This is a genomic window from Marivita sp. NO-S04, from assembly GCF_059070475.1.
In genome coordinates, this window is sequence record NZ_CM180980.1 from 338,256 (window position 1) to 358,224 (window position 19,969).

The 19,969-nt window shown below is 58.4% G+C and carries 20 protein-coding genes; 13 read left to right on the forward strand and 7 right to left on the reverse strand.

Going from position 1 to position 19,969, the window contains the following annotated elements; all coding sequences use genetic code 11:
* Positions 1-43 precede the first annotated feature (43 nt).
* The 5 genes from ACK3EW_RS01780 to ACK3EW_RS01800 form a co-directional block, all read right to left on the reverse strand.
* Positions 44-973, reverse strand: a complete 930-nt coding sequence (locus tag ACK3EW_RS01780) for an electron transfer flavoprotein subunit alpha/FixB family protein (RefSeq protein WP_439120121.1) — start codon at positions 971-973, stop codon at positions 44-46.
* Entirely contained in the window at positions 973-1,731 is a 759-nt protein-coding gene (locus ACK3EW_RS01785; RefSeq protein WP_439120122.1) for an electron transfer flavoprotein subunit beta/FixA family protein, read from the reverse strand. The genes ACK3EW_RS01780 and ACK3EW_RS01785 overlap by 1 nt, the downstream gene beginning before the upstream one ends.
* Before the next feature lie 168 nt (positions 1,732-1,899).
* Positions 1,900-3,021 (reverse strand): M48 family metallopeptidase, encoded by a 1,122-nt coding sequence (locus ACK3EW_RS01790; protein ID WP_493808213.1) that lies wholly within the window; start codon positions 3,019-3,021, stop codon positions 1,900-1,902.
* Entirely contained in the window at positions 3,018-4,283 is a 1,266-nt protein-coding gene (locus ACK3EW_RS01795; RefSeq protein WP_493808214.1) for a DUF898 family protein, read from the reverse strand. Before ACK3EW_RS01795 ends, ACK3EW_RS01790 begins: the two co-directional genes overlap by 4 nt.
* Positions 4,204-6,519 (reverse strand): DNA topoisomerase IV subunit A, encoded by a 2,316-nt coding sequence (locus ACK3EW_RS01800; protein ID WP_493808215.1) that lies wholly within the window; start codon positions 6,517-6,519, stop codon positions 4,204-4,206. Before ACK3EW_RS01800 ends, ACK3EW_RS01795 begins: the two co-directional genes overlap by 80 nt.
* Positions 6,520-6,657: 138 nt before the next feature.
* Between ACK3EW_RS01800 and ACK3EW_RS01805 the strand changes: the two genes are divergently transcribed.
* From ACK3EW_RS01805 to ACK3EW_RS01820, 4 genes are all read left to right on the forward strand, one after another.
* Positions 6,658-7,203 (forward strand): SH3 domain-containing protein, encoded by a 546-nt coding sequence (locus ACK3EW_RS01805; protein WP_493808216.1) that lies wholly within the window; start codon positions 6,658-6,660, stop codon positions 7,201-7,203.
* Position 7,204: 1 nt separating this feature from the next.
* A complete protein-coding gene (locus tag ACK3EW_RS01810; protein ID WP_493808217.1) occupies positions 7,205-8,032 on the forward strand; it encodes an SDR family NAD(P)-dependent oxidoreductase in 828 nt (275 codons plus the stop codon).
* A 68-nt stretch (positions 8,033-8,100) separates the two neighbouring features.
* Positions 8,101-8,301, forward strand: coding sequence for a twin transmembrane helix small protein (locus ACK3EW_RS01815; RefSeq protein WP_085628105.1), 201 nt, complete (start codon positions 8,101-8,103; stop codon positions 8,299-8,301).
* 3 nt (positions 8,302-8,304) lie between these two features.
* The gene (locus tag ACK3EW_RS01820) at positions 8,305-8,877 is read left to right on the forward strand and encodes a cob(I)yrinic acid a,c-diamide adenosyltransferase (protein ID WP_439120818.1); all 573 of its coding nucleotides are present in this window, start codon (positions 8,305-8,307) and stop codon (positions 8,875-8,877) included.
* Positions 8,878-8,938: 61 nt separating this feature from the next.
* Here the strand turns inward: ACK3EW_RS01820 and ACK3EW_RS01825 are convergent, their stop codons facing one another.
* Entirely contained in the window at positions 8,939-9,256 is a 318-nt protein-coding gene (locus ACK3EW_RS01825) for a DUF1244 domain-containing protein (RefSeq protein WP_493808218.1), read from the reverse strand.
* A 17-nt stretch (positions 9,257-9,273) separates the two neighbouring features.
* The gene (locus ACK3EW_RS01830) at positions 9,274-10,011 is read right to left on the reverse strand and encodes an N-formylglutamate amidohydrolase (RefSeq protein ID WP_493808219.1); all 738 of its coding nucleotides are present in this window, start codon (positions 10,009-10,011) and stop codon (positions 9,274-9,276) included.
* A gap of 182 nt (positions 10,012-10,193) precedes the next feature.
* Here ACK3EW_RS01830 and pyk point away from each other — a divergent pair, with 182 nt between their 5' ends.
* From pyk to ACK3EW_RS01875, 9 genes are all read left to right on the forward strand, one after another.
* The gene (gene pyk / locus ACK3EW_RS01835) at positions 10,194-11,639 is read left to right on the forward strand and encodes a pyruvate kinase (protein WP_493808220.1); all 1,446 of its coding nucleotides are present in this window, start codon (positions 10,194-10,196) and stop codon (positions 11,637-11,639) included.
* Between the two features lie 36 nt (positions 11,640-11,675).
* Positions 11,676-11,897: a hypothetical protein gene (locus ACK3EW_RS01840; protein WP_085628110.1), complete on the forward strand. Its 222-nt coding sequence runs from the start codon at positions 11,676-11,678 to the stop codon at positions 11,895-11,897.
* A 127-nt stretch (positions 11,898-12,024) separates the two neighbouring features.
* Entirely contained in the window at positions 12,025-13,746 is a 1,722-nt protein-coding gene (locus tag ACK3EW_RS01845) for an AMP-binding protein (RefSeq protein ID WP_493808221.1), read from the forward strand.
* 5 nt (positions 13,747-13,751) lie between these two features.
* Positions 13,752-14,633 (forward strand): bile acid:sodium symporter family protein, encoded by an 882-nt coding sequence (locus tag ACK3EW_RS01850; protein WP_439120823.1) that lies wholly within the window; start codon positions 13,752-13,754, stop codon positions 14,631-14,633.
* Between the two features lie 110 nt (positions 14,634-14,743).
* Positions 14,744-14,944 (forward strand): 50S ribosomal protein L35, encoded by a 201-nt coding sequence (gene rpmI, locus ACK3EW_RS01855; RefSeq protein ID WP_085628113.1) that lies wholly within the window; start codon positions 14,744-14,746, stop codon positions 14,942-14,944.
* 12 nt (positions 14,945-14,956) lie between these two features.
* Positions 14,957-15,322 carry a 50S ribosomal protein L20 gene (gene rplT, locus ACK3EW_RS01860; RefSeq protein ID WP_085628114.1) on the forward strand — a complete coding sequence of 122 codons (366 nt, stop codon included), beginning with the start codon at positions 14,957-14,959 and terminating at the stop codon, positions 15,320-15,322.
* A gap of 171 nt (positions 15,323-15,493) precedes the next feature.
* On the forward strand, positions 15,494-17,293 hold the full coding sequence (locus ACK3EW_RS01865; RefSeq protein ID WP_493808222.1) for an NAD(P)-binding domain-containing protein: 1,800 nt from the start codon (positions 15,494-15,496) through the stop codon (positions 17,291-17,293).
* A 96-nt stretch (positions 17,294-17,389) separates the two neighbouring features.
* Positions 17,390-18,367, forward strand: coding sequence for a serine hydrolase domain-containing protein (locus tag ACK3EW_RS01870; RefSeq protein ID WP_493809787.1), 978 nt, complete (start codon positions 17,390-17,392; stop codon positions 18,365-18,367).
* Between the two features lie 68 nt (positions 18,368-18,435).
* Positions 18,436-19,920, forward strand: a complete 1,485-nt coding sequence (locus ACK3EW_RS01875) for a fused MFS/spermidine synthase (protein WP_493808223.1) — start codon at positions 18,436-18,438, stop codon at positions 19,918-19,920.
* Positions 19,921-19,969: the final 49 nt, after the last annotated feature.

Sequence of the window (19,969 nt, forward strand, 5' to 3'; positions counted from 1 at the left end):
GCCAAAAAGAGGCGCGCCGCTTGGAACAACAGAAGCCCGTTGTTCAGCCGAGCTTTTCGGTCAGTTCCGGGACAGCATCAAAGAGGTCTGCAACAAGACCGTAATCCGCAACCTGGAAGATCGGGGCTTCTTCATCCTTGTTGATGGCGACAATGATCTTGCTGTCCTTCATGCCGGCAAGGTGCTGGATCGCACCGGAAATCCCGACAGCAATATACAGGTCAGGAGCCACGACCTTGCCAGTTTGGCCAACCTGCCAGTCATTCGGCGCAAAACCCGAATCGACAGCCGCACGCGATGCACCTACTGCAGCACCCAAGGTGTCGGCCAGTTTTTCGATCATGGCAAAGTCGCTTTCCGACCCAACGCCACGACCACCGGACACAACGACACCTGCCGACGTCAGCTCGGGGCGATCGCTTGCCGCAACCTTGTCTTCGATCCATTCCGACAAGCCGGGATTGTCGCCCGATGCAATGGTTTCCACCGCGGCTGAGCCACCTGTTGCGGCCGCCTCAAAGGTCGAGGTCCGGAACGAAATGACCTTGGTCGCGTCCTTGGACTTGATCGTTTGAATCGCGTTGCCTGCGTAGATCGGACGTTCGAATGTGTCGGCATCCACCACGGCAGTCACATCGGTCAGAACCATAACATCAAGAAGCGCAGCAACGCGCGGTAGGATGTTCTTGGCGTCGGTTGTGGCGGGTGCAACGACATGGCTGTAATCGCCAGCAAGCGATGCGATCAGCGCTGCGACAGGCTCGGCCAGACGATGCCCGTAAAGCGCATCTTCCGCCAGCAGAACCTTGGACACCCCGTCGATGGTCGCGGCTTCGTCAGCGGCAGCTTTCGCAGTTGCACCTGCTGCCAGAACGGTGACGTCGCCCAGCGACTTTGCGGCGGTCACGGCTTTGGATGTCGCATCCATTGCCAGCGCGCCATCGGTGATTTCGGCAATCAGAAGAACGGCCATTACACAGCTCCCACTTCTTTGAGTTTCGCAACCAGCTCGTCGACGGATCCCACCTTGATCCCTGCGGCCCGCTCTTCGGGTTCGGAAGTTTTCACGATCTCGAGGCGCGGTGTCACATCGACGCCGTAATCAGCGGCTGTCTTTTCATCCAGCGGCTTTTTCTTGGCTTTCATGATGTTCGGCAGCGACGCGTAGCGCGGTTCATTCAGGCGCAGATCGGTCGAAATGATCGCTGGCATCTTGACCTTGATTGTCTGCAGGCCGCCATCAACTTCGCGGGTCACAACAGCGCTGTCGCCGTCGATATCCACGTTGTTCGCATACATCGCCTGCGACCAGCCCAAGAGCGCCGACAGCATCTGGCCGGTGGCGTTCATGTCGTTGTCGATGGCTTGCTTGCCGCAGAGCACAAGACCGGGCTCTTCTTCCTTGACGATGGCGGCAAGGATTTTCGCCACGGCCAGCGGTTCAATGTCGGTGTGGACATCATCAGCAGCAACCACAAGGATCGCGCGGTCAGCACCCATGGCAAGCGCGGTGCGCAGGGTTTCCTGGCTCTGTTTGACGCCGATGCTGACGGCAATGATTTCCTCAGCCTTGCCTGCTTCTTTAAGGCGAATGGCCTCTTCCACGGCGATCTCGTCAAAGGGGTTCATCGACATCTTGACGTTGGCGAGATCGACACCGGAACCATCCGCTTTGACGCGAACCTTCACGTTGTAGTCAATCACGCGTTTGACAGGTACCAAGACCTTCATGGGCGCGTTCCTCTCGTTGGGATCGCAGGCAAATCTGCGATTCTGACGTTTCGTTCCGGTGAAGGGATACCCAACCCTGAACAGGTGAAACAGGGCAAAATCGTCACGTTGGCGCCATCGGACGTCGCGTTTTTCAGTATTTGCTCCGCGTGATGCTGTGACGCGGCATCAATCACAAATGTTCTGAAGGGCGCGCCATTCCTGTGCAGACAACACGGGAACGGCTTCGAAACCGCGAGGCGTTGCATCGCGTGCGGCTTGAATGCGGTCGCCAAGCGATGGATGGCTTAGGAAATGCTCGATAAACGGACTGGCATCTCCTCCGAGTTCACGGAAGCGCTCGAACATCGTGGCCAGCGCGGCGGGGGCGATCTTGGCCTCTACCAGCACCGCATGAGCAAAAACATCGGCGTCGGCTTCAGCCTCTTGGCTGTATTGCGCTTCGATAAGGCGTTCTGCCAATAAGAGAACAGCGGCACCGCCTGCGAAATCGCCGAACAGCAGGCCTAACACCCCAAGCGATCCGGCAGAGCGCAACGCGTGGCGGGTGGGATCGCGGCTGACGACATGGCCGATCTCATGTGCAAAGACCGCAGCGACTTCTTCTGGGGTTTGGGCTTTTTCGATAAGGCCCCGGAAAAACACGATGTAATTACCGGGCAGCGCGAAAGCGTTGATCATGTCGTGATCCAGAACGGACACTGTGAGGGTTTGCGCGTTTGGTAATGCGTTTTGCAGCCGTGTTTCCATTTTGGCCAAGGCGGCCAAGCCTTCGGGATTGTCGCAAACCGGGACCGGGTTCAGACCTGTCTGATCCAATGCAGTTCTGATCTGGTTAAGCGTGACTGCTCCCAAGGCGCGTTCGCCTTCGGGTGGGATGAAGCGGGCCAATTGGTTTGCCATGGTTGGCACTAGAACGAAAATGATCAGCGCAACCGAGGCAACTGCGGTAACTGCCCAGCCAATCAGGGGGCCGCGCTTGGTGACTTTTGGCCGCTTGTGTCTGTTGGGCAAGCGCGGGGCGAGGCTATGATCGGTCAGGATAATGCGTCTCACCGGATCATTCGAGAGTTGCAGAACCATTTGATCGCCGCCGGCTTGGTCCGGGACTTCGCGAATCTCTGCCAGAGGCCAGCGAATCTCGGCTCCGCTGTCGGAAAGTCCCACAAGCGACCGGATGTCTTCGTCTATGGTCAGCGTTACGGCAGAAGGCGCAGAATGTGTGCCGTCGAAATATGTGCCGGTTGTAGAAAAGGTCTCTGGCACCGTGCCCACACGCAAAACAGTCATAGCGATGCTCCCACGTCCAGCGCATCGGCAAACCCTTCGGCTTCGGCGAATTCATCTCTTGGCCGCTGCTGAATATTCGCCGCCGCTTCTGCTGGGGCAAGTGTGAGCGACGAGAAATAATGCCGGATCACGGGAAGGGTGATGAACACGTTGGTCAGCGCCGACCAAAGCAGGAAAATGGTAAAGTAGATCATGACGCTGAGGCCGATGATGGCATAACGCCCCATCCCTGCAACGGGGGCGATCATGTCCTCGATCCCCATTTCTGTCAGTACATCTGCGGACTGGATCAACAACATAAAGACACCAAGAACGACAAGCGGGAAGAAAACCGCAGCCGATGCGAGGAAAGTGCCCAACACGTAGATCATCAAGACGCGAAATGCGTTTGGGGACAGGGTGAACGCGACACCGTTTACAGTTTTGGTTTCCGTGAGCCTGCGCAAGCTGTCGACGCGGTAGTGCACCAGTCCATAGATTCCGACAAAGGCCGCGAGGATGCAGATGCCGATGCCCGCAGGATAGTTCTCGGACAGGAACGCCACACCTCCGCCAAGCGCAATCGCAAGTGCGGCAAACATCGGTTTCATGGATGGGTAAAGCATTTTCCAACTGCCGCCCTGAGAGATCCGGGCGGTTCCGAAAAAGGTGCGGTCGGTTTTGTACTTCTCCAGCCAGAACGTCATGCGCGGCAGCAGAAGACCAAGGCTGAGGATCGTCACGATCCAGTGCAAAACCGCGCGCCAAGCATAACCTAAGGCGCCCTGTTCCAATCCGAACCGAAGACCGCGCCACCGCGTTCGGGCAAGGACGTAGCGACGTGCCCTGTATTGGGCGAAGAACCAGAGCGGGATCACGCCGACTAGGCTTACGGCATAGGCTGCGAAATTGTCCTGAAACAGCGAGAAACTCGCAAACATCAGGATCAGATTCACGATGCCGATGTAGAAAGCCAGAACGACAACGGCAAAGAGAAATCCCAAAAGCTTTTCGATGGGGTCGCCCACGTATTCCAGCGGGTGACCGCCGGGGCGTATGGACGACCAATACCACCGGCGCAGGCGCGTTCGCATCCAGAAGCGGTAGAAGCCGAGTGTCAGGACGGTGAGAAAACCGGTCCTGAGCGCGAGCCAGAATAGCGTTCTCCGAGTGCCAACGACCTCGGTGCGTAGGGTGTCCGGGTTAGGTGAAGGTGTTGTCTCTGGGGAAACCGCGTGGGGCCATACGCCCTGAACCGGCGCGTTTTCCTGTCCACTCGGCAAGGTCTGTCTCTGTCCTGGTACGTCCTGCAGGGTCGCGCCAGGTGAGGCCTTCTCCCAGGGTGAAGGTGGTCGCATCCGACAGGCCCCCGTCCTTGTACTTTTGCAGCCGCACGCCTTTCCCGCGTCCCATCTCAGGTAGTTCGTCCAAAGCAAAAACCAGCACTTTGCGGTTTTCGCCGACAACTGCGACCGCATCACCGTTGACAGGCTTGCACACTTTGGCGCGCACGTCGCCCTTTACGTTCAACACTTGTTTGCCCGCTCTTGTCTGTGCGACCACCTCGGGTTCCGGTACGATAAAGCCGTCGCCCGCGCTTGATGCGACCATCAACTTGCGCTCCGGCTTGTGGATGAACAGGTCCACAATGGCCGCCTCGTTCGGCAGGTCCACCATCAGGCGTAAGGGTTCGCCCATGCCACGCCCGCCGGGCAGGTTCGCTGCCGGGATCGTGTAGAAACGGCCATTTGACCCGAATACCAGCAAGCGGTCGGTGGTTTCCGCATGGAAGATGAAACGAGGGCCATCACCGTCTTTGAACTTTAATTCGCGATTCAGGTCGATATGGCCAGTCATGGCGCGAATCCAGCCCATTTCCGAACAGACCACGGTAATCGGTTCCCGTTCGATCATCGCTTCGATCGGCACATCTTCAACTTCGCCTGCTTCGGCGAATGTGGTGCGTCGTTCGCCGCCGGGATAATTCTTGCCGAAGGTCTTTTTGGTTTCGCGAAGCTGATCCGCAATCGCGTCCCATTGCAGATCGCCGCTTTCCAGCAGGTCTTCAAGACCTGCGCGTTCTTCCATCAGGCGGTCCCGTTCGGCGACCAGTTCCATCTCTTCGAGTTTGCGCAAACTGCGCAAACGCATGTTCAAGATCGCTTCGGTCTGCACCTCGGTCAGGCCAAGCTCGTCGTCCCCGGTGACCATTGGTGGCGATACATAATCGCGCTCGTTCATGGCGCGGACATGATCTTTGCCCCAATCCTCGCGCATCAACGCCGCCTTGGGGTCGTCATCATACCGAATGATGTCAATCACGCGGTCGAGGTTAAGGAAGGCGACGATCAGACCTTCGAGCACCTCAAGGCGGTGGTCGATCTTGTCCATCCGGTGTTGGCTGCGGCGGATCAGCACTTCACGTCGGAAGTCGAGGAAGGCGCGAAGCACTTCCTTCATCGAACAGACCTTGGGTGTCAGCCCGTCGATCAGAACGTTCATGTTCAGCGAGAACCGGGTTTCCAGGTCGGAATTGCGGAACAGCATGTTCATCAGAACGTCGGGGTCCACGTTCTTAGACCGTGGCTCTAGCACCATGCGGATGTCGTCGGCGGATTCGTCCCGGATGTCTGCGAGGATCGGCACCTTCTTGGTCTGGATCACCTCGGCCAGACGTTCGACGAGCTTGGATTTCTGAACCTGATAGGGGATTTCTGTGACAACAATCTGCCACTGCCCCCGGCCCAAATCCTCCACTTCCCAGCGGCAGCGCAGGCGGATGGATCCACGGCCAGTCCGATAGGCTTGCGCGATGGATTCGCGGTCTTCGACGATCACACCACCGGTTGGGAAATCTGGTCCCGGCACGTAATTCAAAAGCGTATCATCGCGCGCGTCTGGCACCTTGATCAGATGCAAACAGGCGTCGATCAGCTCGGCGATGTTGTGTGGCGGAATATTGGTCGCCATGCCAACAGCGATCCCGCTCGATCCATTTGCGAGTAGATTCGGAAATTGCGCCGGAAGCACAATTGGTTCTTCAAGCGTGCCATCGTAATTCGCACGAAAATCGACGGCATCCTCGTTCAGGCCGTCCAGCAAAGCTTCGGCGACGGCCGTCAGGCGCGCCTCTGTGTATCGTGCTGCGGCGGGGTTATCGCCATCGATATTGCCGAAATTTCCCTGACCATCCACCAACGGATAGCGGACGTTGAAATCCTGCGCGAGGCGGGCCATCGCATCATAGATCGCGGCATCACCGTGCGGGTGATAGTTGCCCATGACGTCGCCCGAGATTTTGGCCGATTTTCGGAAGCCGCCACTGGAACTCAATCGCAGCTCGCGCATTGCATACAGAATGCGGCGGTGTACAGGTTTCAGCCCGTCACGTGCGTCTGGAAGCGCCCGGTGCATGATCGTCGACAATGCATAGGTCAAATACCGTTCGCCGATGGCTCGGCGGAGCGGTTCCGCGAAGTCGCGGGGGGTCATCTTGGGGTCGTCGACATCATCAGCCATAGATGATGTGATACTCACCCCCTCTGAGGCCGTAAAGCAATTGCGGGAATATTTTTTCTCTTTCCCCTTCGGGTTGAATGGGGAATCACGGTATCCGTAAATATGTGGCAGGTGAACAGCCCGGCCCAGGGGGATAGTATGAACAAGTACATTCTGATCGCGTTTGCGGTCATGGTGATGGCATTTTACGAGTTATCCGGCGGCGCGGATTTTGAACCTGGGAACAACTCCCTCGTTATTTTCGCGGAACCCAAACCCGTCCAGCCTGATCTTTCGTCAAGACCTGAAATCGTTGCGCGCTCGGATACAGACACTGGGCTTGCAGGTTTGACGGATATCGCCCCTGCACGGGCAGTGATCGACCCGGTGGGCCTCAATTCCACGCCTGTCATTGTCCCGGTGGCACTCGAGTCGGAACCCGTTGAGACGCAAGACTCTGCGATCGGGGCATTACAAGACGTTGCTGCTGTCGATGAAATCCAGCTTGATCTGCGGTTCGTCGATGGTGACCGCGTGAACGTGCGTGGCGGTCCGGGAACCGGTTATGCCGTCGTGGGCAAGCTCTTCCGCAATGACATGGTTGAAATTCTTGCGGATGAAGGCAACGGCTGGCTTCACCTGCGGGACACTGTGACGGGTGAGGAAGGCTGGATCGCCGATTGGCTTGTGACGGCAGCGAATTAAAGTGACGTCGAAGACCATTCTTATCACCGGCTGCTCTTCTGGGATCGGCCTCGATACGGCGCGGCGACTGAAGTCCCTGGGTTGGACGGTGTTCGCCTCGTGTCGCGCGCAGGCAGATTGCGATGCGCGCCAAGCCGAGGGGTTTGCAGCACCGCAACTGGATTACGAAGACCCGGCCAGCATAGCCCGGTGTGCGGACGATGTGCTGGGTCAGACGGGCGGCAACCTGGATGCCGTCTTCCATAACGGGGCCTACGCCTTGCCTGGCCCACTGGAGGATATTCCAGCACAGGGAATGCGCGCGCAATTCGAGGCGAACTTTTTGGGTTGGCACGATCTGAACCGTCAGCTGATCCCGGTAATGCGGCGTGCTGGGGCGGGGCGTATTCTGTTCAATTCTTCTGTGCTCGGCATTGTCGGCATGAAGTATCGCGGGCCGTATGTAGCAACCAAGTTCGCCTTGGAAGGCTACGCCGATGTGTTGCGCATGGAGATGGCGGAGACTGGCATTCAGGTTGTGCTGATCGAACCCGGCCCGATTGAGACCGATTTTCGTAAGAATGCGATCAAGCAGTTCGAGAAATGGGTTGATTGGCAAAAGTCACCACGGCGGGCCCAATACGAAGCCACTTTACTTGATTTGCTGAAAAAGGGTGGCAGCTCTGGAGTGCAATGGCCAGCATCTGCGGTGACCGACGCCGTGGTCAAGGCGCTGACCGCCCGCCGCCCCAAGGCGCGCTACCGTGTGACAACGCCGACCCACTTGATGGCAGTCGCCCGCCGCCTGCTGCCAACCCGCGCGTTGGACTGGGTTTTGTCCAAGGGCTGACTTTTCATTCGCCTTGTGGCGCGATACGGCTACATCACCGGGAACATCAATCAAAGGACACCCCCGCCATGATGCAAGACCCGCTATTCATCATTGCAGCCATCGCCTGTCTGGCGGTGGTTGCCGTTTTGCTGTTCGGCATCGGCAGCTTTGCCAAGGGCGGTGAGTTCAACAAAAAATACGCCAACAGGGCAATGCGCTGGCGGATCATTGCACAATTCGTGGCGGTGATCCTGATCCTGCTCTTTGTTTGGCTGCGAGGGGAATAAGCGATGGTCGTTCTGAACAAAATTTACACCAAAACCGGCGATGACGGTGAAACTGCGTTGGGCAATGGTGCGCGGGTGGCGAAACACTCGATGCGCGTCACCGCATATGGCACTGTGGATGAACTGAATTCGGTGGTCGGGCTTGCGCGATTGCAGGCAGAGGGCGACGTCGACGCAAGCCTGTCGCGGATTCAGAACGATCTGTTCGATCTGGGCGCTGATCTGTGCCGCCCGGACATGGAAAAGGACGGCGAGGCAGAATACACACCGCTGCGGATGGTGGCATCTCAGGTGGATAAGCTCGAGGCCGAAATCGACGGCATGAACGGCAATCTGAACCCGCTGCGAAGCTTCATCCTGCCGGGTGGTACCGCGCTGTCCGCCTATCTGCATCAATGCCGCACCGTGGCTCGGCGGGCCGAGCGCCTGACAGTGGAACTGGCGACGATGGAAAGTGTGAACCCGGCGGCTGTCAAATATCTCAATCGTTTGAGCGACTGGTTCTTTGTCGCGGCGCGGATGGCCAACGATGGCGGGAAGGCCGACGTGCTTTGGGTGCCCGGTGCCAACCGCTAGAGCAGGCCGTTTTGGTGGACCAAACCGGGCGATGCGTTGATGCATTGCCCGGCTCTGATGTTCAGCTTTCTTTGTCGGTCACGTTCTCTTTGAACGCGACTTCGAATGCTGCTTTCTGCGTGTCACTCGCTTCGGTCTGATAGCGCGTTTTCCATTCGGACATCGCCATCCCGTAGAACGCTTCGCGCCCCGCGTCCTTGTCCATCTCGATGCCGCGCTCGTTCGCGGCTTCCTGATACCATCGGCTAAGGCAGTTTCGACAGAAACCAGTCAGGTTCATCATGTCGATGTTTTGCACATCAGGCCGATCTTCGATCAGGTGCTGGCGCAAACGGCGAAACGCGGCTGCTTCGATCTCAAGTTGGGTTTGTTCGTCCATCTCTTCTGTCCTCCGGTTCAATCTGTCATCTGTGCTAAGGCCGCTTGCAGAAGTGGCGCGAGGCGTTCGCCCCAAGCGGTCTGTGTGGCCTCGGTCGCGATCAGATCATTGCGCACTTCGATAAGTGTGTTCAGGCGGCCATGATGCAAAGCGTGTCGGTCAATCGCATCGCCCGGCAGATGTCCCGGATAAGGTTCGTTCCGACCGACCACCAGATCGGGCTCTGCCTCCAGTGCTGCGATCAGCGGGTCGGACAGTCGGCGGTCGTAGGCATGCAGGATGCCGACATGCCACGGACGGCTTGGGCGCGATTTGAGCTGTCGAGTATAGGAATGCACTGCCACGATCACCGTATCATTGCGCCGTGCCGCCAACGCGGACAGCGCGTCATGATAAGGTCGATAGTAGGCGTCTAGACGGCGTGCCTTTTCCGCGGAATCGGCGTTTCGATTGCCGGGAATGACGGACCCGTCGTACAGTCGCATCAAAAGCGTCGGATCATCCTCGCCCCGGTTCGGGTCTATGACGAGACGGGAAAAGTTCGACAGTATCGCCGTTCCCCCCAAAGCATCGGCCAAGGCACGGGTTACACCTGCCGCACCGGGATCGAAGGCAATGTGTCGGGCCATGTCTGCTTCGGGCAGTCCAAGCGTTCCTCCTAATTCAGGTGGCACAGTGTTCGTCGCGTGATCGCAGGTGATCAGCCAACGCGAGGACCGGTTCTCTCCATGCACAAAAAAAGGCACATGTGTCATAGGTGTGTGATCTCCCGGGCGCATCAGATAGTTGAGTTGCGCAGGAAAGGGAAATGGGCAATAACCCAAAGCTGAAGTTAGCGGTAACATGGCAGTGTTATCTTGCCCCATCGCGCGTGATTCCAGCGAGCCCTGATCGGCAGCGGGATCGCCCAAAACACAGTTGAAGGACGGAATTCCCGATGAGACGTTTGCGGAGTGTGAAAATCGTGGCCACCCTTGGCCCAGCCTCGAGCACCTATGAGATGATCCGAGCCTTGCACGAGGCCGGAGCCGACGTCTTCCGCTTGAACATGAGCCATGGGAGCCATTCCGAGATCGCCGAGCGCCATGCCATCATCCGGCAGGTGGAAAAGGATTGTGATAGTACAATCGGCATTCTGGCCGACCTTCAGGGGCCAAAGCTTCGGGTTGGCGTGTTCGCCAATGGTGAAGAGGAATTGGTTGAAGGCGCGTCGTTCCGGCTTGATCTGTCCGAAGAAGAGGGTTCCATCAACCGGGTTACGCTTCCGCACCCCGAGATTTTCGCGGCGCTGGAACCCGGCGCGCATCTATTGGTAAATGATGGGAAAATCCGCCTGAAGGTCGAAGCTTGTGGTGAAGATTTTGCAGATTGCTCGGTGATGACCGGAGGCACGATCTCCAACCGCAAAGGTGTGAACGTGCCGGACGTGGTGCTGCCATTGGCGGCGTTGTCGGAAAAGGATCGTGGCGATCTGGAATTCGTGGCCGATCTTGGTGTTGATTGGCTCGCGCTCAGCTTCGTGCAGCGGGCGCAGGACGTGATTGAGGCGCGTGAGCTTTGCAAGGGCCGCGCTGCGATCTTGTCAAAGATCGAAAAGCCTGCAGGCGTAAAAGCGTTCGATGAAATCCTCGAAGTGTCTGATGGGATCATGGTCGCACGCGGCGATCTGGGGGTGGAACTGCCGGTGCAGAACGTACCGCCCATCCAGAAGCGTTTGATCCGTCGCTGCCGTGCCGCGGCGAAACCCGTGATCGTGGCGACTCAGATGCTCGAATCAATGATCGAATCTCCGATGCCCACCCGCGCCGAAGTGTCGGATGTGGCAACGGCGATCTACGAAGGATCGGATGCAATCATGTTGTCTGCGGAATCCGCTGCGGGGGATTATCCGGTCGAAGCTGTGACGACGATGAACAACGTGGCCATCGAAGTGGAAAGCGACCCCACGTATACAGAGATCATGGAAGCTTCACGGGTCGCAAAGCGGGCCACTGTGGCCGACGGAATCGTGGCGGCCGCACGCGAGATTGCGGAAACTACCGACATCAAAGCGATCTGTTGTTTTACGTCGTCTGGGACAACTGCGCTACTGACTGCGCGGGAACGTCCGCGCGTGCCGATTATCGCCATGACCAACTCTGTTCGAACTGCGCGCCGTCTCGCTCTTACTTGGGGAACGGAATGCGTCATCACCGGTGAATTGGAGCGCTTTAAACAAGCTGTGGTCAACGCGGCCCGTGCAGCGCGTGCAGGTGGATATGCGGAAACGACGGATCAGATCCTCGTGACAGCCGGTGTGCCGTTCAACACTCCGGGCACAACAAACATTCTTCGTGTTGCACCCTGCGACGAACGTTTGATCTACAACACCGATCCGGAGTAATCTCCCCACTGTGTAACCAGTGGGAGCATGTCGGTCATGGAACCTGACACTCTTTTTGTTGTGGGCCTCGCTCTTGGGGTTCTGTCCATTCCTGCGGTCGTCTCCTCTGTCTCAAGGGGGGAAAGGCCTAGGATCGCCACCATCACCTTGATGATCGCCGGGACGATGTTGGTCTGGGCGATCTCGAACAAGCCCGGGGGCTATTCGATCGAGGCGATTCCCGCGATGGTCAAACGCGTGCTGCAGGGCTTCACCTGATCCAAGTATCAGACGTTTGTGACGTTCGATCACTATAGATCAATCTGCTTTATGCCTTTAGCTATTCTCTGAAAAGCACCGCTTGTTCCGTGGAGGGGGCACGACGATGCATTGAGAGGAGAATGGCATGACACCAGAAGCGCGTCCGTGGACAGCGTTTTACGGTCCGACAGTCCGAAAGGATATCGAAACCGCATCGTATCGCACCCTTGCGCATTTGATCCGTTCGGTGTCGAGCACATTTGGCACCGCACCGGCATTTACGACCTGCCTGCCCAACGGCATGAACGGCACGCTGAGTTTTCAGCAGGTCGACGAGATGTCTGACGCGTTTGCCGTCTACCTGCGCGAGGTCGCAGGCTTGGGGCAGGGGGATCGCGTCGCGCTTCAGATGCCGAACTGTCTGTCCTTCCCGATTGCCGCCTTCGGTATTCTAAAGGCGGGTTGCATTCTCGTGAACGTCAACCCGCTTTATACGGCGGACGAGATGGCCAAGCAGTTCTCCGATGCCGAACCGCATGCGCTGGTGATCGTGGACATGTTTGCCGACAAGATACCGGCGGCCACCCAAGGGCATCCGATCCCCAACATCATCGTGACCCGCGTCGCGGAATTCCTGCCCGTCTTGCCACGCGGCATTGTTGGGTTGGTGCAAAAGCATTGGGACAAGTCGGTCAAGCCCATCGAGGTGGCTCATATTCGCTTTCCCGATGCCGTGACTGCCGGACGCGATCATATGAAGCGCGAACGGATTGAGGCGGATGTCTACACCCAAAGCGTCGATGCTCATGATGTGGCTTGTCTCCAGTACACCGGCGGCACCACAGGTGTGGCCAAGGGTGCGATGCTGACCCATGCCAACCTGATCATGAACATGGAACAAACGATGGAGATGCTGGAAGGCGTGGAAAAGGGCAAGGAAGTCGCCCTGACCGCGCTGCCACTCTATCACATCTTCGCCTTCACGGTGAACATGCTGGCCTTCTACTGGCTGGGCGCACGCAACATCCTGATCCCCAATCCACGGCCCCTGTCGAACCTCAAACGCGCGTTCGAGAACTACAAGATCACGTGGATGAGCGGTGTGAACACACTGTTCAACGGGCTGACCAACGAGGTCTGGTTTACCGACAGCCCACCCAAGTTTCTTAAGTTTTCGTCCGCCGGCGGCATGGCGCTGCAAGCGGCTGTGGCGCAGAAATGGGAAGGCGTCACCGGCAAGCCCGTGTTGCAGGGATATGGTCTGACTGAAACGTCGCCGGTCCTGACGTTCAACCCACTTGGCAAGACGCGCGATGGGTCCATCGGAATACCCGTGCCCGGTACCATGGTCGTCTGTCTGGACGAAGCTGGAATGCCGGTTGCCCAAGGCCAAACCGGAGAGATCGCCGCCAAAGGTCCGCAGATTATGGCCGGGTATTGGAACAAACCTGATGAAAGTGGGCATGCTCTGCGCGATGGATGGTTCCTGACCGGGGATATCGGTGTCATGGACCCTGATGGCTATTTCCGGATCGTTGACCGGAAAAAGGACATGGTGGTTGTCTCGGGTTTCAACGTCTATCCGAACGAGGTCGAAGACTGTCTTGCCCTGCACCCCGGTATCTTGGAGGCGGCGGTGATCGGCGTTCCTGACGATGGAACAGGCGAAGCGGTGAAAGCTTTTGTCGTCAAACGAGACAGCGGTCTGTCCGAAGCGGACATCCGTACGCACTGTAAGAAACATCTGACGGCCTACAAAGTACCCAAGCGGGTCGAATTTCGCGATGAGCTGCCGAAATCGAACGTCGGCAAAATCCTCAGAAAAGACCTGCGCGCCGAAGAACTGGCCCGCATCGCAGCGGAGTAATCGGCATGGTTGGTGCATTTGAGCAGGCGCTGCTGGCGCTAATGATCTTTGTTATCATGCTGGGCATGGGCGCGTCCCTCACACCACGCGACTTCTATCTGGCTTTGCGCCGTCCCTACGGATTGGCCATCGGGGTGATCTCGCAATACGGGTTCATGCCGCTGATCGGGTTCCTGCTGGCGACTTTCCTAGTTGTGCCGGAAACCATCGCGCTGGGTATCCTGATCATGGCATGTATGCCGGGCGGGACGACGTCGAACATCTTTACCTACTTTTCGAAAGGCAACTTGGCCCTGTCGGTTCTGATGACCGTCACATCGACGGTGACCGGCGTGGTGATGATCCCGCTTGTTCTGGTGCTTTATGCCTCGGCGCTTAACCTCGAGATCCCGCGCGAAAATATCATTGTCACGCTGGTTTTGCTGCTGGTGCCAGTGGCCATTGGAATGTTGCTGCGCAAGCTGAGTGCCAACGTGGGCGCAGTGACAGAGTTCTTCGGCTCTGCGCTGGCGCTGTTCTTTATTCTGTTCCTGATGGTCAGCTGGATTCCCCGCAACTGGCAGTTCCTTCTCGAAACCACGTCGGCCACTTATATCGCGTCGATTGGTCTGGGGCTGTTCGGGATCACCATCGGCTATCTTTTTGCCCGCGCCCTTCGGCTGCATCCCCGAAATGCCCGAACCGTCGCGCTTGAGACCGGCATTCAGAACGGTCCACTTGCGATTGCGATCATCGTTTTCACCTTTCAGGGAACCGAGGCGCAGGCGATTATGGCGGTTCCGGTTCTCTATTCGCTGTTCATCGTGATTGTCTCAACCTGCGTGACATTGGTGTTTCGGCGCGCCAACACAGCGGCAGAGCAGAAAATCCCCGACAGTCTGCTCTGAAACAGTTGCATCGCCCTCAAAGCCCGCCTATACGGCGCGCTCTACCCGCGGGACCGGTCGAATTGGCATACCGAGTCGCGCGCACACCGACCCAATGACAGGAGACGGAAATGCCGAAGATGAAGACGAAGTCGAGCTGCAAAAAGCGGTTCAAGGTGACGGCCACGGGCCGCATCAAGGCAGGTCAGGCTGGCAAACGCCACGGTATGATCAAGCGCCACAAGAAGTTCATCCGCGACGCGCGCGGAACAACCGTGTTGTCCAAGGCTGATGAGCAAATCATCAAGCCGATGATGCCCTACGCGCGCTAAGGAGGAATTGATATGTCCCGAGTAAAAGGCGGAACCACCACACACGCCCGTCACAAGAAGGTCATCAAGGCCGCCAAAGGTTACTATGGCCGCCGCAAGAACACCTTCAAGGTTGCACGTCAGGCCGTTGACAAGGCCAACCAGTACGCCACACGCGATCGCAAGAACCGCAAGCGCAACTTCCGCGCGCTGTGGATCCAGCGGATCAACGCAGCTGTGCGTCTGCACGACGAAGCGCTGACATATTCCCGTTTCATCAACGGCCTGAATCTGGCCGGGATCGAAGTGGACCGCAAAGTGCTGGCCGATCTGGCCGTGCACGAGCCCGAAGCGTTCAACGCGATCGTTGATCAAGCCAAAGGCGCACTGGCCGCATAAGCGACTCAGAGTTTTGAATTCAGAAAGCCCCGCTGGTTCAGCGGGGCTTTTTACGTCTCGGCATCAGACACTGGAAACCGCCGATCCCGCAACACGACCAAAGTTTCCCTAGCGTCAAAGCGTCGCTGTTGGCACTCTCAGATCAGAACAGCAAAAATCTGGGAGGAATTTATGCTCGACTCGACATTGTCTGACACAACGCAGGCCTTTCTTGATGAATTCGGGAAAGCGCTGGAAGACGGTGACATCGCCCGCGCCCGCGAGATGTTCGCAGATGATTGTTACTGGCGCGACCTTGTCACCTTCACCTGGAATATCAAAACAGTCGAAGGCAAGGATCAGGTTGGGGATATGCTGAAGCACCAGCTGGCCACGACCAAACCGCACAATTGGGCCATTGCCGAAGGCGAGGTGGTGACCGAAGACGGCGGGATCGTGACCGCCTGGATCACGTTCGAGACGGAAGTGGCGCGCGGCTATGGTCTGATCCGGCTGCGCGAAGGGAAGATCTGGACGTTGTTGACCACGATGGTCGAGTTGAAGGGCCATGAAGAACCCAAAGGGTTTGATCGTCCTCTGGGGGCAAAACACGGCGCCGGCAAAAACCGCGAAACCTGGGCGGAAGAGCGTGAGCGCGAGGCCAAGGAGTTGGGCTACACGACCCAGCCCTACACTCTCATTATCGGCGGCGGGCAGGGCGGGATCGCCCTTGGGGCGCGTCTGCGACAGTTGGGTGTGCCGACCATCATCGTCGAACGCAATGAACGGCCCGGTGACAGCTGGCGAAAGCGCTACAAGTCGCTCTGCCTGCATGACCCGGTGTGGTATGATCATCTTCCCTACATCAAGTTCCCCGAGAATTGGCCTGTCTTTGCGCCGAAGGACAAGATCGGTGACTGGCTCGAGATGTACACCAAGGTGATGGAGCTGAATTACTGGACTCGCACCACCGCCAAATCCGCGACCTATGACGAGGCCAAGCAGGAATGGACCGTCGTGGTCGACCGCGACGGGGAAGAAGTCACCCTGCGCCCCAAGCAGCTTGTCATGGCGACGGGCATGTCCGGCAAGGCGCGCATTCCTGACTTTCCGGGCATGGACACATTCAAAGGCGATATCCATCATTCTTCGCAGCATCCGGGCCCGGATCTCTACAAGGGAAAAAAATGCGTTGTCGTTGGTTCCAATAACTCGGCGCACGACATCTGTGCCGCTCTTTGGGAGCATGACGCCGATGTGACGATGGTGCAGCGCTCGTCGACCCATATCGTGCGCTCTGACACGTTGATGGAGATCGGTCTGGGAGACCTTTATTCCGAACGTGCGGTCAATGCCGGTGTGACGACCGAAAAGGCGGACCTGATCTTTGCCTCACTGCCCTATGCCATCCTGCACGAATTCCAGATCCCGGCCTATGCCGCGATGAAGGAACAGGACAAAGAATTCTACGATGGTTTGGAGAAGGCCGGCTTCTGGCTCGATTGGGGGGATGACGAGTCCGGTCTGTTCCTGAAATACCTGCGCCGTGGATCCGGCTATTACATCGACGTGGGCGCAAGCCAGCTTATCATCGATGGTGAGGTCAAGCTCAAGCGTGGGCAGGTCACCGAGATCGTCGACGACGGTGTGATCCTCGATTCGGGCGAAAAGCTTGAAGCGGACTTGATCGTTTTTGCCACAGGCTACAACTCGATGAATGGTTGGGTCGCTGATCTGATGGGTCAGGACATGGCCGACAAGGTGGGCAAGGTCTGGGGACTGGGGTCGGACACCACCAAAGACCCCGGCCCATGGGAGGGCGAACAGCGCAACATGTGGAAGCCGACGCAGCAGGATAATCTGTGGTTCCACGGCGGAAACCTTCACCAGTCCCGGCACTATTCGCAGTTCCTTGCCCTGCAGATCAAGGCCCGGATGGAGGGCATTCCAACCCCGGTCTATGCCCTGCAAGAAGTGCATCACTTAGGCTGACGCAAGCATGGGGCGGGTCATATGATCCGCCCCAGTGCACGTAGTCGTGAAAGTGCTGTTCTGGACACGCGGCTGCGGGGCGTTACACCCAACCTCATGATGTATCGCCGCACTTTCCTCGCAGCGACAGCCGCCGCGCTGTCCACACCGTTCATCGCGCGGGCACAGGCCGACGACCTGCGCAGCGCTCTTGATGCTCTGCCACAGTTACACTCGCTCCAGATCAGCCGCGGCGCAGACACGCTTTTTGCCGAAGCGCCGCGCGGTCCCGGTCTGGGTCGTCTGGCCAATATCAAATCCTGCTCCAAGAGCATCGTGGCACTTTTGCTTGGGGCGGCCATCGACCGGGATGAGGTCACGTCAGTGACGGCATCCCTGTCCGAAGTTGCGCCCAATATTCTGCCCGCCAGTGCGACCGCCGGGGCAGGGGAAATCACGCTGGAAGACCTTGTTACTCTCCGCGCCGGGCTTGAGCGGACTTCGGGACAGAATTACGGCGCGTGGGTCAATTCCCGAAACTGGCTGGCCGATGCCCTGTCCCGGCCGATGGTTGCTGAACCCGGTGGGCAGATGCTCTATTCGACCGGATCGACACATATCCTTGGGGCTGCTTTGACCGAGGCCACGGGGCAAAGCCTTCTGGCGCAAGCCCGCGAACGGCTGGGGCGACCCTTGGATATCGAGATCCCGCCATGGACGCGTGATCCGCAAGGCTACTACATGGGTGGCAATGAAATGGCATTGCGCCCGACGGCCATGCTTAAGATCGCCAAGCTGATGCGTGACGGCGGGCGATATGAAAACGCACAAGTGATCCCAGAAAGCTGGATCACCGCCTCAACTGTGCCCTACGCTCGGTCACCTTGGTCGGGTCTGTCCTATGGCTATGGCTGGTTCCTGTCGCCCTCGGGCTACACGTTGGCGCGGGGCTATGGCGGGCAGATCATCGCGTCGCACAAAGCCCGCAATCTCGCGGTGTCGATCACCTCAGATCCAAACCAGCCCGCCCGGTCTGGCGGCTATTTCGGCGACCTGATGCGCCTGCTGGATGGGCCTGTTCTGGCACTGGCCTAAGACAAACCTCCCTTGCCTTCGCGCGCATGCTCCGCAAGATGCGGCAAACGCAAACGCGCGGAGTTATCATGCCCACAGCGCCCCTTTGGCTGCTTGTCGCCCTGCAAGCCACCGTATCAGCCGCCTCGATGGTGGTGGAAATCGTCGCTGGGCGGATGCTCGCGCCCTACGTCGGTATGTCGCTCTATACGTGGACCTCGGTCATTGCCGTTGTCTTGGCGGGCTTTTCCGCCGGGCATTGGTGGGGTGGGCGTTTGGCGGATCGCCCCGGCATCAACCCGATGGCAGCAACCGCTTGGGCGTTGGTTGCTGCAGCTGTCACAACTGCTCTTGCGGGTGTCGCGCTGCGTGCCTCGGCTGAGCCCGTGTTGTCCGCGTTCCCGCAACCTGTCTGGGGCATTACCGGCCTGACGCTGGCGGCGTTTTTTCTGCCCTCGCTCTTTGCAGGCATCCCGGCTCCGTTGCTGACGCAGGTGTCGCTGTCCGGCCCGTCGCGGCAAGGGCAGGCATTGGGCGCTATGTTCGCGTCGGGCGCTATTGGTGCCATCGTCGGCACGCTGCTTGCCGGGTTTGTGTTTATCTCGTTTCTGGGCAGCCTGTGGACGCTGACCACGGTAACGCTTGTTTATACTGCAGGAGCCGCGCTGTGCTTTGCCTTGGGCAAACGGTTGCAATTGGTACAGGGGACAAGCCTTGTCGCGCTGGCAGCGCTGGCGCTGTACTCGGGCCTGTCAAAAGGTCCTTGCACGCTTGAAAGCCGGTATTTCTGCCTGCAGTCGGTTGATGTGTCTGCCGATGCGTCACGCCCGACACGCGCAATGGTGATCGACCATTTGGTGCACGGGATTTCCGCCCAAGACGCACCTGACGTCATGTTCACCGATCACGCCGCGATGCTCGACGCCCTGACCCGCCTTCGCGCTCCAACTGCCGATCCTGCGACGTTCCACATTGGCGGTGGCAATTACGCGCTTCCCCGAGCCTTTGCGCATCGCGGGTTTACTCAGACAACCGTGGCCGAGATCGACCCGGCGGTGACAGACCTCGCGCAGCGGGATTTCTGGTTTGACCCGACACAGGTTCGTGTGCTGCACATGGATGCGCGGCGAGCGCTTTTGACTGAGGATCAGCGCTACGACGTTGTGATCGGGGATGCATTCACCGATACCGCCGTTCCGCAGCATCTGGTGACGGCCGAGTTCTTTGCGCTGATCCGCGACCGGCTGACACCGGAGGGCACGTACCTGATGAACGTGATCGACTATGCGGATCGGATGCAGGCGGTGGGCAGCCTTGTCACAACGCTCCGCGACGTGTTCCCGGTGGTTGAGGTTTGGGCCGAAGCGAGGCGTCCAGCACCCGGTGAGCGGGTCGTGATGGTGATTGCCGCAGGCGTGTCGGAAACTCCGACAAGCAGCTTTTCAGTGCCCGCGCCTGAACAAACGACCTTTGCCGCGCTTGGTCCCGGATTTGTGGACCAGCTTGCAGCGGCAGGCGTCTATCTGACCGACGATTACGCACCGATTGATCGCTTGGTCGGACCGCGCGATTAACGTGATCCGACCAAGCCCATGCCAGCACCCTCGCCGGAGAGGCGCTGGA